The following is a 12,778-nucleotide window of genomic DNA, read 5'->3' on the forward strand; positions in this document are numbered from 1 at the left end:
CTGGCTTTCGCAAGAGCTCTTCGCCCTTCTACGTTCAGGACACATTGATGGTACGCAGCAGCATATAGATCGCCACCACGATAATCACAGTCGCAAACACGATATTAAGCGCGCCGCGCCGTTCCGACAGGTGGCGGGCGCTGCTTGTGCCGAGCAGGCCGCCCGCGATGCCGCCGGCGACGAATAGCCCCGCCAGGCCCCACGACACCAGCCCGGACCACGCATAGCTCAGGGCCGTGGTCATGCCGAAGGCGGTGACGGCAACCAGCGAGGAACTGACCGCGTTCATGATCGGCATCCCGGTCGCCAGCATCAGGGCCGGCACGATCAAAAAGCCGCCGCCGATGCCGAAGAAGCCGGACATGGTTCCGGTGGCAAGTCCGAGGCCGATGATCGCGGGCATGTTGGACATCGAGATCTTGACGTCGGTCAGCCCGACCCGCGCGCGGTTCTTCAGCATCAGGCCCGCGATGACCAGCATCACCAGCGAGAACAGCGCGAGCAGCTTCTGCCCCTCCAGCATCTTGCCGAGGATGGAGCCGCCGAATGCGCCCAGCATGCCCGACAGCGCGAACACCAGCGCGCAGGACCAGATCACGGTGCCGCCGCGGGCGTGGTTGGAGAGATTGACCGCGGCGTTGGCGGCGACCGCGATCGCCGAGGTGCCGATCGCGACATGCGGCTCCGGCACGCCGACCACGTAGACCATCAACGGCACGGCAAGGATCGAGCCGCCGCCGCCGACCAGGCCCAGCGAAAAACCGACCAGCATGCCCGATGCCAGCCCAAGCACGCTTTGAGTTGCGGAGAAGACCAAGGGGAACAGACTCGCGTTTGAGCCGGCGACCCTAGAAGGATTTGCTGCTCAACGCCATACCAATAGCACAAAACTGCCCTGCAGCCGAACTCTCTATATCAGCATGATCTCCACGCAAACGCGTTGCGTTTGTCGCGAGGGAAAACCGGTTCCCACTTTTCCGGATCACGCTCAGCGCAGCAGATATGTCACAGCCAGCGGCACCAGCAGCGAGGTGACCAGCGCATTCAGGCTCATCGCGATCCCGGCGAAGACGCCGGCGACCTCGTCGACCTGGAAGGCGCGCGCGGTGCCGATGCCATGGGCGGCGATGCCCGCCGCAAAGCCACGGGCACGGAAGTCCGTGATGCCGGTGAAGTTCATCAGGGGCGTGACGATGATCGCCCCCATGATGCCGGTGAGGATCACCGACACCGCGGTCAGCGAGGGATCGGCATGCAGGGATTCGCTGATGCCCATCGCGATGCCGGCGGTGACCGATTTCGGCGCCAGCGACAGGATGACGTCGCGCGGCAGCCCGAACGCCTGCGCCAGCAGCACCACCGAGACGATCGCCGTCAGCGAGCCGATCGCGAGCGCAACCAGCATCGGCAGGATCGCCGCCGCGACCCGCCGGCGATTCTCGTAGAGCGGCACCGCGAGCGCCACCGTCGCCGGCCCGAGCAGGAAGTGCACGAACTGCGCACCGGCAAAATAGGTGGTGTAGGAGGTCCCGGTCAGCAGCAGGAATACGCCGATGATCCACACCGAATGCAGCACGGGATTGGCGAGCGGGTGCCGCCTCGTCTTCAGCGACACCGCGTCGGCCGCCGCATAGGTCAACAGCGTCACCGTCAGCCAGAGCAGCGGCGACTGCGAGAGATAGACCCAGAGCGAGAACGAATTGTCGTTCACGGCCTCCCCTCCTCGCTCGAAAGCAGGCTGCTCGCCGCAACGAAGGTCGCAACCGTCGCCAGCAGGGTGACGATGACGGACACCGCGAGAATCACCAGGACCGCGATACCGTGCTCGGCGAGCAGATCGAGCTTCTGCACCACGCCGACGCCGGCCGGAATGAACAGCAGCGAGAGATTGGCAAGCATGCCGCGGCTCGCGCTCTCGACGCCGTCATCGCCGAGCGGCCCGCGCGCCAGCGCCGGAAAGCGGTCGCGCGCCAACAGCAGCAACAGCAGCAGCACGAGGCCAACCACCGGGCCCGGCACCGGTACCGCCAGCGCGCGCACGGCGACCTCGCCGACCAGCTGGCAGAGCAGGATCAGGCTGAGGCTGGCGATCATGGCAGGAAGCTCACGCGAGACATCCGCCTATCAGGTCGGTGTGGCAGGAGCTTGTCAATGCGCGGGTCTTGGATGCGTGCGCAGATCTTGGGCGCCGCCGCTCTCAAATCCGTCACACTTTCTCAGACCGTCAGCCCCGCTTGTCGTCCATGCGAAAGCAGGGACCCATAACCACCGCATTCGGTGACGACCGGGATCGTGGCCCCAGCCAGCGCAACAATTGAGATTCGGGGTAATGGGTCCTGGCTTTCGCCAGGACGACAGGGGGTGTGTGGCGCGGCCTGCATCCACAATCGTCGTCCCTGCGAAAGCAACACGCGCTTCGACCAGCTCTGTCCTCCCGAGGTGTGTGCCTTGCGCCGCAAGGCTCGCACCTCAGGGTGACGGGGAGAGAGTTAGCCTTCTACGACTCCCGCCGTGCCAGCGCCATCAGCGTGCCGCTCATAGTCGCGACCAACGTCTCGGCGCCGTCCTGGATCGCATAGGCGCGGCCGTCGCAGACGGTCAGCGTGCGGCCGGGCTTGACCACGACGCCGCGGAACACGAACCGCTCGCCGCGCGCCGGCGCCAGCAGGTTGGTCTTGAACTCCACGGTGAGGATGTCGGAGCCTTCGGGCATCAGCGTGAAGGCGGCGATGCCGCAGGCATTGTCGAGGCCCGCGGTGATGATTCCGGCATGCACGAAGCCGTTCTGCTGGCAGAATTCCGGCGCGTAGGGCATCGCGAGATCGACCTCGCCGGGCTCCATCCGCGCGATCGAGATACCAAGCGTCTGCATCGCGCGCTGGCGTGCGAATGTATCGGTCGCGACCGCACGGTAATCGGGATTCTTTGGCTCGAAGCGGGGCATGGCGGTTACGCGATTGCGGGCTCGGACGGCACAAGATGCGGCATCGCCGCGTAGCGGATCGCCGGCGCAAACGGCGTCGATCTGCGCGCGGCACGGTCGATATGCACGGCCGCGATCTCGCAGGTCGCTGCGATCTCGCCGGTCTCCGCATTGCGCATCTCGTGCAGGATACGGATCGACTTGTCGCGGAACTCGACCAGCCGGCTCTTGACCTCGACGAGGTCGCCGGCGAGCAGCTCGCGCTTGTAGGAGATGTTCTGCTGCACGGCGGCCATGCCGCGGCCGGACTCGCGCAGATAGCTCGGCGTCAGGCCGAGCCGCGCGAACATGTTCCAGCTCGCCTCGTCGAACTTGCCGACATACCACATGACGTTCATGTGGCCGATATGGTCGCAGTGCCAGGGATAGACCGTGCCGCGATAGGTCGCCTCGCCCTCCATCGGATCCCTCCTTCGATTTTTGATACGGTAGCGTATCAGGGACGAAGCAGGCTAGCAATACGGTACCGTATCAAAGCATGATCCGGAAAAGTGCGAAGCTGTTTTCCCTCGCGACAAACGCAACGCGTTTGCGCGGAGATCATGCACAAACAAGCGATTAATGCGCGATGACGATCCCATCGCGCATTAGGATGCGCGGAGATCGCATGACTGAAAGCAAAGGCGACGTCTGGGTCGCGGCCGGCTTCGCCGAACTCGCGCATAGCGGCGTCGACGGCGTGCGGGTCGAGGTGCTGGCGAAGAATCTCGGCGTCACCAAGGGCGGCTTCTACCGCCGCTTCAGGGATCGCGCCGCGCTCCTCGAGGCCATGCTGACGCGCTGGCGCGACGGCCGCATCGCATCGATCGAGAAGCACACCGCGCTCGACGGCGCCAGCGCGCGCGAGCGGCTGAAGGCGATCATCACGCTGTATTCGGAGCGCATGAACACCGAGGCGATGGCGGTCGAGCTCGCGATCCGGCAATGGGCGCGCACCGATGAGGCCGCTGCCGCCGCCGCCGCGAGCGTCGATGCCGCGCGGCTGAAGAATGTCGCCCAGCTCTATCGCGCCACCGGGCTGCCGACTGAAGAGGCCGATGCGCAGGCCTTCCTGTTCTACTGCTTCATCTTCGGCCAGAGCCTGCTGTTTCTCGAGCGCGGCCCGCGCAAGCGCGCGCAATTGCTGGCGCAGTCGGCGGACAAGCTGCTCACGGAAAACCCGTAGAGAGAGCTGCAGCCAATAGAGCCGGTGCAAACAGAAAGCGGCCGGCTTACGCCGGCCGCTCGCCAAACTCGGTCGGCTCGCTCAGGCGCCCTTCAGGCGCTTGTTGCATTCGCTGTAATAGCCGCCGCCCTTCTGGATCCACTTCAGGCCGCCATTGCCGCCGGTGGCCTTATTGGCGTTGTACTGGTCGACGCAGGTGTGCATGCGTCCCTTGCCTTCGGACTCCTTGGCGTATTTGGGATCGATGGCGTTCGGAAATACGGCGGGTCCTGCCGGCGCCGCCGGTGCCGCGGCGGGCGCCTGCTTGGCTTCTTTCGGCGCGGCCGGAGCGGGCGCGGCGGCTGCCGGCGGCGGAGCGGCGGGCGCCGCAGCCGGGGTCGCGTCGGCGCCGCACTGCGCCTTGCGGAAATCATTCCACTTCTGGCCGCCGAGGGTGCCGGCCGACTTGGCCGCCTGGTACTTGGCGCTGCATTCCTGCGCGGTCAGGGCCTGCGCCGGCGCGCTCGCCGCAAAGGCTGCAAAGCCCGACACCGCAAGCACGCACAACAATCTGGTCTGAATGGTCATCCCTGGTCTCCCGTCATCCCTGGTTTCCCGTTGGTTTCCCGTGGGGAGCATTGGCGTAAGACCATTATCCTAGCTCAACCCCGACTTGCGACAACGCGCCAGCGCGCCTGTGCGTTAAAATATTGTGGCGGCGGGACCGCTGCATGTTCATCCACGGTTCAGCATCGTCGCGCGACGTTTCGGCCCTCTTTCCCTCACGAGGTGCCCCATGAAGACGATTTCCACGCTCGCGTCCGCAACCGCCCTGGCCTCCCTGCTGCTGATGGGCGGAGCTTTCGCGCAAACGGCCGCGCCCGCCGCCAAGGACGCCGCTCCGAAGGCCGAGACCAAGGCGCCGGCCGAGAAGAAGCCGCGCACCGCCCAGTCGCTGGAATGCTCGAAGGAAGCCGACGCCAAGGGGCTGCACGGCAAGGAGCGCAAGAAATTCCGCTCCGAGTGCAAAAAGGAGAAGTCGGACGGCGCCGCCGCTGCGCCCGCGGCGACGAAGTAACGTCCGGACAGGCTTGATGCGATTCGCTCTCCCCATCGGGGAGGGCAGTCGCAACTGCGCTCGATCCCTCGACGAACCCGTGGTGCCCGGCCTTGTGCCGGGCACCTACGTGTTGGATTGCGCGCGGGAAAGGCGTGGATGGCCGGGACACCTGCGCGAAGACGCGCTTCGCGCTTCTGCCCCGTCATGACGAATTTGTGGCGATACTGATCGCAATCCCCGGCCCATTTCGAAGGGTGAAAATCTGTGCGCCGGGCAAGCCGCGGCGCAATGCTGCAATCGCGAGATGCATTTGTCGCGTTCACGCGAATTTGCCATAAGGCGGCGTGACCCTGATCCGCGCTTCGATGGCAACGGCCATTCCCGACCGCAGCAAAGTCCTGAACGGGCTCGAGACCCTCGTCATCGGCACCGTCGGCGGCTTGCTGTTTCTGTGGGCAGAATTGCCGGGCGGCCTGATCTCGGGGGCGATGGTCGCGGTCGCGATCGCCGCATTGGCCGGACGGCCGCTCGCGGTGCCGGCGGTGCTGACGCAATCGGTGCTGCTGTTGCTCGGCATCTCCCTCGGCTCGCTGATGTCGCAGCAATTGCTGCAGCACATGAGCTCCTATCCGCTCACCATCGGCCTGCTGGCGCTGGCGACGTTCTGCTCGACCTTCGGCTCGAGCCTCTATCTGCAACGCATCCATGGCTGGGACCAGACCTCGGCTTTCCTTGCCGGCAGCCCGGGCGCGCTGTCGCAGATCACGATCCTCGCCGCGGAAAAGGGCGCCGACGTCGCGGCGATCGCGGTGGTGCAGACCATGCGCGTGATCATCTTGACCGCGGCGCTGCCGCTGGTGCTGGCGCTGACCGGGGTGACGCATGCAGCGCCGCCGCCATTGCCGACCTCAGTCGCCTCGCCGTTCGGCCTCGTCGCGCTGGTCGCCTTGTCGATCGGCGTCTCGCTGCTGCTGCGCTGGATCAAATTCCCCGCCAGCTGGATGTTCGGCGCGATGCTCGCCTCCAGCCTGCTGCACGGCTCCGGGCTGGTCGATGGCGGGCTGCCGCCCTGGCTCCGCAACGTCGCGCTGGTCGGCATCGGCGCCATCATCGGCACCCGCTTCGCGCGGATGAAGACCTCGACGCTGCTCAGTCACGTCAATGCCGGGCTCGGCTCGTTTGCGATCGCCATCCTGATCTCGGCCGTGTTCGTCGCGGTGATCGGCTTCACCACCCATGTGCGGCTCGCCGACGTCGTGGTCGCCTTCGCGCCGGGCGCGATGGACGCGATGCTGGCGCTGGCGTTGACGCTGCACATCGACCCGATCTTCGTCGGCGCGCATCATCTGTCGCGCTTCCTGTTCGTCACCATCTCGACGCCAGGCATCATCCATCTGTTCGGCCGGCCGCAGGACGACGTCGACGATTAGCTCTACCAACCGTCATCCTGAGGAGCGCCACCGGGTCCGCGCGAAGCGCGGCCCGATGACAGGCTCCGCGCGTCTCGAAGGATGAACGGCCCGGCTGGTGCCCGTCCATGCTTCGAGAGGGCCGCTTCGCGGCCTCCTCCAGCGGCAAAGGCGAAGCCTTTGCGCGGGCATGACGGATAACGCGAAAACCTTATACGGCTCGACTCAGGCCTTCGCGGCTCGCATCACGCCCCAACCGGCGATCGCGGCCATCAGCAGCGAAATCAGCACGTTGTAGCCGGCGAGCGAAATGCCGAGGAAGCGCCACTGCACCTCGTCGCAGCGCACCACCTTGACCTTGTCGAGCTGGTCCAGCAGCGAGCCGGCCTTGCCGAAATCCACCATCGGGCCGGTGCAATCGGTCGGCCCCGGCCAGAACCCCCATTCGACACCGGCGTGATAGGTGCCGAGCCCGGCATTGGCGAGCGCGGCGAGGCCGAGGATCACAAGGCCCGCGAGCAGCACCGGACGCGGCGCGTCGCGGGCGGCCGTGAGCGCCACCACGGCGCCGAGCGGCACCGCGAGGTAATAGGCATAGCGCTGCTCGAGGCAGAGCGGACAGGGCATGATCTCCAGCACGAGCTGGAAGAACCAGGCGCCGGCCAGGGTCGCCGCCGCGATCACGGCAATCGCCAGCGCCGAGGTCAGCGCCGGATTGCCGGCGGCGGAAGCATGCGACGGATGGGCGGTGGCAATCGTCACGTCGGTCCTCCGGGGAGCATCGTTCGGGAGGGTCATGGGCCCTGCTCCAAGGTCGTCGATTGCGGTCGTATCGCGTGAAAATACCGCTGTCGAGGCGCGGGACAATCACATCCGCGCGGGTTGACCGTGACGGCCGCCGTCCGCCGCGGTCAGATCGCGTTCAGTCGGTGATGCGTGGGAACGCGCAGGCCCCACTGGGTCATCGCCGCCTGCAGCTCATCGGAAAAGAAAAGGCTCGGATTGAGCAGCCTGCGTTCATGTACGTCATCGAGATCGACGAACCGGACAATACCGTTACGCTCGCGCCTCCGTCTCGAAGTAGGTTGCCGCAGCCGCGGCCAGGCTTGGGGACGGTGGCAGCGGCTGCCGCCGCCGGGCAAACTCGTCCGTGACCGCCATACGGACGGCAACGGCCTTGCGTCGTCCTCGGGGTCACACCCACCGGAAATTCCGCTGCCGGGGCGCGGGACATCCCGCCCGTGCGGGTTGACCATGACGGGCCGCCCGCTATAGTCCGCCGCGCTTCGCGACCCGGCCTTCCCGGCCGGGACCGTTGCGAATGCCCCTGTGGCGGAACTGGTAGACGCGCTCGACTCAAAATCGAGTTCCGCAAGGAGTGCTGGTTCGATTCCGGCCAGGGGCACCAACTAGGCTGTTCGCTCCCATTCGCAAGCGTTCGCAGCCGTCCGCGCGGCGCTTCAAACCCTTGAAAAATAGGCACTTCTGCATAACTCGGTGATCGTCACCGTTTGTTCTCATCCGATCCCGGCCGTTCGATTTGTTGGTATTTCTGTTGGTATCGGGAGAACAGATGTTCACGGCAACTTCCGTTATTCCTGACTAAAGGAATTGAGCAGATGGCCCGCAAGAGCGACGGCGCGCACGCAAATCCAAAGCAGATCAGGACTGACGTTGACTGCCGAGTTGCCCGCCCGAAATTCGGCGGGGACGCGTGGTAGCGCGCTCCGCGCCGCTTCATCTCGGCCTCAGCATTATAGGGCATGTATTTCGCAACTCCGGCCAGCACTTCTTCGCGCCACGAAAAACCGGTGATGCGCTTGCCGGCGACCAGCAGCTTGCCATCCGAGAGTTTTGTGTTGAGCAGGCCGCAATAGCCGTGGCAGACGGCGGAGACGATGCCGCCACGCTCCCAGATGACGCGAGTGATCTCTTGCAGCCCTTCGCTGTCCGGAAAATCCCACATGACTGCGTGACCGCCGGTGAAATAGATCACATCGTAATCCGCTGGGTCGATCTCATCAGGCCGCGCCGTCGCCGACAGAAGCGCCATGCGGCTCTTGTTCGCCAGCCACGCCTTTCCCGAGGCGTCCAGGAGCGGCCATTTGAGCGCGCGAGGTTCGAGCGGAGACGATCCGCCCTTCGGGCTCACGATCCTCTGTTCGTAACCTTTTTCCGCGAAGACATCGAAGGCGTGCGTCAGTTCGGACAGCCACAACCCGGTCGGGTGCGACCGATCGTCATAGTAGGCGACGTTGCTGACGACATGGAGAACACGCCTACTCATTGTTGCAATACCTTCGAAAAGCCCGAAGAAAGGAGCGCGCCGGAGATAGTCCGGCGCGCGTCATTCATCCACGGATGAACGCGAGAAGATCGGCGTTGATCACATCTGCGTTGACCGTGAGCATCCCGTGCGAGAAACCGGGATAAATGATCAATTTGCTGTTTTGCAGCAGCTTGTCCTGCATGAGCGCTGCCGCCTTGTAGGGGACCATAGGGGACCACCTGGTCGTCGTCGCCCTGCATCACGAGAGTCGGGACGGTGATCGCCTTCAAATCCGCGGTCTGGTCGGTTTCCGAGAACGCCTTGATGCCTTCGTAGTGAGCCTTCGCGCTTCCCATCATGCCTTGCCGCCACCAGTTCTCGATGACCCCCTGCGAGGGCTTGGCGCCCGGCCGGTTATATCCGTAGAAGGGACCGGCGGGCACATCGAGGAAGAACTGAGCGCGGTTGGCGGCAAGCGCCGCGCGGAAACCATCGAACACGGCGATTGGCGTCCCCTCGGGATTCGCGTCGGTTTTGACCATCAGGGGTGGCACTGAGCTGACCAGCACCGCCTTGGCGACGCGCCCTTGTGGTTGGCCATGCTGCGCAACATAGCGCGCAACCTGCCCGCCACCTGTCGAGTGGCCGATATGGATGGCGTTTCGAAGATCAAGATGCTCGGCGACCGCCGACGCATCGGCGGCATAGTGGTCCATGTCGTGGCCTTCGCTGACCTGGCTTGACCGTCCATGGCCGCGCCGGTCGTGCGCGACGACGCGAAAACCCTGCTTGAGAAAGAACAGCATCTGGTTGTCCCAGTCGTCGGCGCTGAGCGGCCAGCCGTGGTGGAAATGGATAGGCTGCGCGTCCTTTGGCCCCCAATCCTTGTAAAAGATGTCGGTCCCGTCCTTTGTTTTAACGAATGCCATGACGACTTCTCCTTTGTTGACAGGCCCAATCCGGTGATGTCGCTTTCAAATCGCGGGCAGAGCGTTCAATGAACGCGGCAGGTACAAGACCATCTGCGCGTCTTTGACGACATCGAACCGCAAGATGGTGCCCACGCCTAACCCGTTCAGCAACTGGCTGATCGGACCGCCGGCGCGCGACAGTTTAACATCGCGCGGAAACAGCGTCTGTGCGAGTTCGATAGGGTTGGTAACAAACTGTGTCTGCCGCCACTCGCCATCCACCAGCCCGATCGAAGTGTTAGTTGAGAGGCGCGACTGCGATGTTATCCGGCGAAGCGTCGGCAGTGGTGCGGTCAACGTCACGTCCGATTTTCCGTCGGTCGCTGCGATGCTGGCCGTGATGCCGTTCGACGAGACATCAAGCCTTATATCGGTCAGCCATTTCGGTAGTTGATAGCCATAGACTCCGCGCACGCGGGCGATCTCGGTATCTACCGGCAACGCCAGCACATGCGCGAAGAAGCTCTGCCGCCGTATCGAATCGAGCAGTTCCAGCACGTGTGGTCCACGCGCGCCTGGCCGGCGGATGACGATGGCGACCGATACCTCGTTATAAGGATCGTTGTCACAGACCGCGTAGGAGAAGAAAGTGAGCGCTACGAGTCCGTATCCGGGCAGCGCATGCAGCGGCTCAAGCGGCGACGGCAACATCGAACGCAGCTTCTTGAGCGGCGCGAGCATCAAAGCCTGCACGTTGCTGGTGCGGTAGTAGAAGTTGGGCGCCCACGTCGGGCCGATCCGCGACGGAACCATCACTTTCGGGATGCGCCGGAAGAAATCGATATTGCCGGCGGTTGGATGCCACCTCGTCGAGCTCGGGATTGGAGCGAAAGCGGTCATAGTAGCCGCCTTTCGGCACCATGACCTTGTGACCGGCGAACTCGACTTCCGTTAGGTCTTTAGCCATGAACGATGACTTTCGTCGATAAGCGAGGCCGGCGGACGGCCCATGGTATGCCGCTCGTCCCGCCAGCGGACGGGATGGTAACGTTGTAGTCCAGTTTAAGCTCAAGCATTAATTGCGGTTCCCTCCGCTGGTTGCGATCCCGGCGATCTGCCATCAAGCCGCCGCCTTTCGTTCCGTCACCCAGCGGCGATATTGGCGCGCGCTGCGCTTTGCCTGCATCTGCGAGGTAAGCAACGCCCAGACCGGCGATACGTTAGGCGCGCTGCGCCGGTTTCGGCTAAGGCGGACTAACTGGTAGCGGACGGCGGCCATATACGCCGAAGACGCGACCGGCTTGTTCTTCCAGGTGATCGGCTTGAGCTTTGGAGCGTCCGATTTGCCGAGCCGCCAGTTGTGCGGCAGGTTCGGCTCGATCGCGAGTGCGGTCGCGATTCCTGCCATGGCCACCCCACTCTTGATCACGTTTTCCGCCACTTCACGGCGCCGGATGCCGCCCGTGACCATCAACGGCATCGTTGCGACCGCGGCGATCTCGCGCGCGAATTCGAGAAAATAGGCTTCGCGCGCCAGTGTGCGTTCGTCGCGCGCCGAGCCTATCATGGCAGGCGCCTCGTAGCTGCCGCCCGATAGCTCCACGAGATCGACGCCGAGCGGCGCAAGCATCGCAACCACGGCCTGAGCATCCTCCGGCGAGAAGCCACCGCGTTGGAAGTCGGCCGAGTTCAACTTGACCGACACCGCAAAGCCAGACGACACCGTCGCCCGCACGCCGCGCACGATATCGAGCAGCAAGCGTGCGCGATTCTCCAGATTGCCGCCCCATTGATCCGTGCGGTGGTTCGCGAGCGGCGACAGGAACTGGCTCAGCAAATAGCCATGCGCCGCGTGGATCTCGACACCGGTGAAGCCCGCGCGTTCCGCGAGGGCTGCGGTGGCCACGAAGCGGCGTTCCACCTCGGCAATGTCGGCCGCTGTCATCGCACGCGGCATCGGGAAGACCTTGGACTGCGCGCCAAGGTCGAGCGGAATCGCGGATGGCGCCAACGTCTCCTGTCCGAGTCCCGCCGGCATCTGGCGGCCGGGATGATTGATCTGCATCCAGACCTGGCCGCCGCCCGAGCGTGCGGTGTTCGCCCACGTCTTGAAGCGATCGAGGAAGCGATCGTCCTCCAGCACGACCCCGGCCGGACCGGTCATCGCGCGCGCATCGACCATCACATTGCCGGTGATGATCAGGCCCGACCCGCCCGCGGCCCAGGCCTGGTACAGGCGGATCAGTTCGGCCGATGGCGCATGATCGGCATCGGCCATGTTCTCTTCCATCGCCGCCTTGGCGACGCGGTTCGGGATCACGGCGCCACTAGGCAGCGCCAGTGGGGAAAACAGCGACATTATGGATCTCCAAGCAGAAAGTTGGACAGACCATAACCTTTAAGTTAAGTTGAAGGTCAACCCTTTTTCGAGGATTGTTCGCGGTGAATATCGGGGAACTGGCGAAGCGAACCGGGCTGACCAACTCGCGGATCCGCTTCTATGAGCGCGCCGGGCTTTTGAAGACGGTCGAACGGCTGCCGAACGGCTATCGGACCTATCCTCCGGAGGCGGTGCTGATGCTCGAATTGATCACAACTGCGCAGAACGCTGGATTCAGCCTCGACGAAATTCGTTCGCTGCTGCCGTCCGATCTCGAGCAGTGGGATCATCCTGTGCTAATCGACACACTCCGTCGCAAGGTGGCGGATATCGGGAGATTGGAGGCGCGGCTCGCGCAGAGCAAGGAGCAACTGGTTGCGCTTATCAAGGACATCGAAGCGAGGCCTGACGACATCGACTGCGCTGCCAACGCACGGCGGGTGCTGTCGCAATTGCTAGGCAAGGAGATGGAGAGACCAACAGTGACGGTCGGTGACGTGAAGCTTTTCGGCAAAACAAGGCGTCGTCGACGTCCCAGAGCCGGCTAAATGCACTGGAATCATCATCGACCGCGCGGGCGGCGATGTGCGCCTTTTTGAACTGAGCTAACATCGTTGGCTGT

14 protein-coding genes, 1 tRNA gene and 1 pseudogene are annotated in these 12,778 nt (G+C 64.3%); 5 read left to right on the forward strand and 11 right to left on the reverse strand.

Annotation, left to right across the window (positions count from 1 at the left end; all coding sequences use genetic code 11):
* Positions 1 to 34 precede the first annotated feature (34 nt).
* The 5 genes from J2R76_RS22750 to J2R76_RS22770 form a co-directional block, all read right to left on the reverse strand.
* Entirely contained in the window at positions 35 to 772 is a 738-nt protein-coding gene (locus tag J2R76_RS22750) for a sulfite exporter TauE/SafE family protein (RefSeq protein WP_253624988.1), read from the reverse strand.
* A gap of 216 nt (positions 773 to 988) precedes the next feature.
* Positions 989 to 1,711, reverse strand: coding sequence for an LrgB family protein (locus J2R76_RS22755; protein WP_253624989.1), 723 nt, complete (start codon positions 1,709 to 1,711; stop codon positions 989 to 991).
* On the reverse strand, positions 1,708 to 2,094 hold the full coding sequence (locus tag J2R76_RS22760) for a CidA/LrgA family protein (RefSeq protein WP_253624990.1): 387 nt from the start codon (positions 2,092 to 2,094) through the stop codon (positions 1,708 to 1,710). Before J2R76_RS22760 ends, J2R76_RS22755 begins: the two co-directional genes overlap by 4 nt.
* A 403-nt stretch (positions 2,095 to 2,497) precedes the next feature.
* Positions 2,498 to 2,944 carry a PaaI family thioesterase gene (locus J2R76_RS22765; protein WP_076824994.1) on the reverse strand — a complete coding sequence of 149 codons (447 nt, stop codon included), beginning with the start codon at positions 2,942 to 2,944 and terminating at the stop codon, positions 2,498 to 2,500.
* A gap of 5 nt (positions 2,945 to 2,949) precedes the next feature.
* A complete protein-coding gene (locus J2R76_RS22770) occupies positions 2,950 to 3,384 on the reverse strand; it encodes a thioesterase family protein (protein WP_057016296.1) in 435 nt (144 codons plus the stop codon).
* Positions 3,385 to 3,590: 206 nt separating this feature from the next.
* On the opposite strand from J2R76_RS22770, the gene J2R76_RS22775 reads away from it, so the two are divergent.
* Positions 3,591 to 4,148, forward strand: a complete 558-nt coding sequence (locus J2R76_RS22775; RefSeq protein ID WP_028342569.1) for a TetR/AcrR family transcriptional regulator — start codon at positions 3,591 to 3,593, stop codon at positions 4,146 to 4,148.
* An 81-nt stretch (positions 4,149 to 4,229) separates the two neighbouring features.
* Here the strand turns inward: J2R76_RS22775 and J2R76_RS22780 are convergent, their stop codons facing one another.
* Positions 4,230 to 4,715, reverse strand: a complete 486-nt coding sequence (locus J2R76_RS22780; RefSeq protein ID WP_076824984.1) for a hypothetical protein — start codon at positions 4,713 to 4,715, stop codon at positions 4,230 to 4,232.
* A gap of 208 nt (positions 4,716 to 4,923) precedes the next feature.
* Between J2R76_RS22780 and J2R76_RS22785 the strand changes: the two genes are divergently transcribed.
* Both J2R76_RS22785 and J2R76_RS22790 read left to right on the forward strand, forming a co-directional pair.
* On the forward strand, positions 4,924 to 5,205 hold the full coding sequence (locus J2R76_RS22785) for a PsiF family protein (RefSeq protein WP_076824983.1): 282 nt from the start codon (positions 4,924 to 4,926) through the stop codon (positions 5,203 to 5,205).
* 326 nt (positions 5,206 to 5,531) lie between these two features.
* Positions 5,532 to 6,617 carry an AbrB family transcriptional regulator gene (locus J2R76_RS22790; protein ID WP_016844891.1) on the forward strand — a complete coding sequence of 362 codons (1,086 nt, stop codon included), beginning with the start codon at positions 5,532 to 5,534 and terminating at the stop codon, positions 6,615 to 6,617.
* Positions 6,618 to 6,821: 204 nt separating this feature from the next.
* On the opposite strand, the gene J2R76_RS22795 is transcribed toward J2R76_RS22790, so the two are convergent.
* Positions 6,822 to 7,394: a disulfide bond formation protein B gene (locus J2R76_RS22795; RefSeq protein WP_253624991.1), complete on the reverse strand. Its 573-nt coding sequence runs from the start codon at positions 7,392 to 7,394 to the stop codon at positions 6,822 to 6,824.
* Positions 7,395 to 7,919: 525 nt separating this feature from the next.
* Between J2R76_RS22795 and J2R76_RS22800 the strand changes: the two genes are divergently transcribed.
* Positions 7,920 to 8,004, forward strand: a tRNA-Leu gene (locus J2R76_RS22800).
* 96 nt (positions 8,005 to 8,100) lie between these two features.
* On the opposite strand, the gene J2R76_RS22805 is transcribed toward J2R76_RS22800, so the two are convergent.
* From J2R76_RS22805 to J2R76_RS22820, 4 genes and pseudogenes are all read right to left on the reverse strand, one after another.
* The gene (locus J2R76_RS22805; RefSeq protein ID WP_309143552.1) at positions 8,101 to 8,883 is read right to left on the reverse strand and encodes a type 1 glutamine amidotransferase domain-containing protein; all 783 of its coding nucleotides are present in this window, start codon (positions 8,881 to 8,883) and stop codon (positions 8,101 to 8,103) included.
* 64 nt (positions 8,884 to 8,947) lie between these two features.
* A pseudogene (locus tag J2R76_RS22810) lies at positions 8,948 to 9,794 on the reverse strand (alpha/beta fold hydrolase).
* A 45-nt stretch (positions 9,795 to 9,839) separates the two neighbouring features.
* Positions 9,840 to 10,676: an acetoacetate decarboxylase family protein gene (locus J2R76_RS22815; protein WP_253624992.1), complete on the reverse strand. Its 837-nt coding sequence runs from the start codon at positions 10,674 to 10,676 to the stop codon at positions 9,840 to 9,842.
* A gap of 220 nt (positions 10,677 to 10,896) precedes the next feature.
* On the reverse strand, positions 10,897 to 12,135 hold the full coding sequence (locus J2R76_RS22820) for an NADH:flavin oxidoreductase/NADH oxidase family protein (RefSeq protein ID WP_253588163.1): 1,239 nt from the start codon (positions 12,133 to 12,135) through the stop codon (positions 10,897 to 10,899).
* 83 nt (positions 12,136 to 12,218) lie between these two features.
* Here J2R76_RS22820 and J2R76_RS22825 point away from each other — a divergent pair, with 83 nt between their 5' ends.
* Positions 12,219 to 12,704 (forward strand): MerR family transcriptional regulator, encoded by a 486-nt coding sequence (locus J2R76_RS22825; RefSeq protein WP_076824976.1) that lies wholly within the window; start codon positions 12,219 to 12,221, stop codon positions 12,702 to 12,704.
* Positions 12,705 to 12,778 lie beyond the last annotated feature (74 nt).

It is taken from the genome of Bradyrhizobium sp. USDA 4532, from assembly GCF_024171315.1.
In the GTDB taxonomy this organism is placed as follows: Bacteria; Pseudomonadota; Alphaproteobacteria; order Rhizobiales; family Xanthobacteraceae; genus Bradyrhizobium; species Bradyrhizobium australafricanum.